This window comes from Sphingomonas mesophila (genome assembly GCF_003499275.1).
In the GTDB taxonomy this organism is placed as follows: Bacteria; Pseudomonadota; Alphaproteobacteria; order Sphingomonadales; family Sphingomonadaceae; genus Sphingomicrobium; species Sphingomicrobium mesophilum.
The window spans coordinates 1-710 of the sequence record NZ_QWDF01000008.1 but is presented as its reverse complement, the minus strand read 5'-3'; the positions used below and the strand labels follow the sequence as shown (position 1 = coordinate 710).

The 710-nt window shown below is 55.4% G+C and carries 1 rRNA gene; it reads left to right on the top strand.

Features of this window, described 5'->3' with window-relative positions:
• Nucleotides 1-2: 2 nt before the first annotated feature.
• Nucleotides 3-710: ribosomal RNA gene (locus tag D0Z60_RS11480) — 16S ribosomal RNA — on the top strand; the annotation flags it as partial.

Genomic DNA, 710 nt, shown 5'->3' with positions numbered 1-710 from the left:
GGGAGTTTGATCCTGGCTCAGGACGAACGCTGGCGGCGTGCCTAATACATGCAAGTCGAGCGGACAGATGGGAGCTTGCTCCCTGATGTTAGCGGCGGACGGGTGAGTAACACGTGGGTAACCTGCCTGTAAGACTGGGATAACTCCGGGAAACCGGGGCTAATACCGGATGGTTGTTTGAACCGCATGGTTCAAACATAAAAGGTGGCTTCGGCTACCACTTACAGATGGACCCGCGGCGCATTAGCTAGTTGGTGAGGTAATGGCTCACCAAGGCAACGATGCGTAGCCGACCTGAGAGGGTGATCGGCCACACTGGGACTGAGACACGGCCCAGACTCCTACGGGAGGCAGCAGTAGGGAATCTTCCGCAATGGACGAAAGTCTGACGGAGCAACGCCGCGTGAGTGATGAAGGTTTTCGGATCGTAAAGCTCTGTTGTTAGGGAAGAACAAGTGCCGTTCGAATAGGGCGGTACCTTGACGGTACCTAACCAGAAAGCCACGGCTAACTACGTGCCAGCAGCCGCGGTAATACGTAGGGGGCAAGCGTTGTCCGGAATTATTGGGCGTAAAGCGCGCGCAGGCGGCGATTTAAGTCTGGTGTTTAAACCTCGGGCTCAACCTGGGGTCGCACTGGAAACTGGATCGCTTGAGTACAGAAGAGGAAAGTGGAATTCCACGTGTAGCGGTGAAATGCGTAGAGATGTG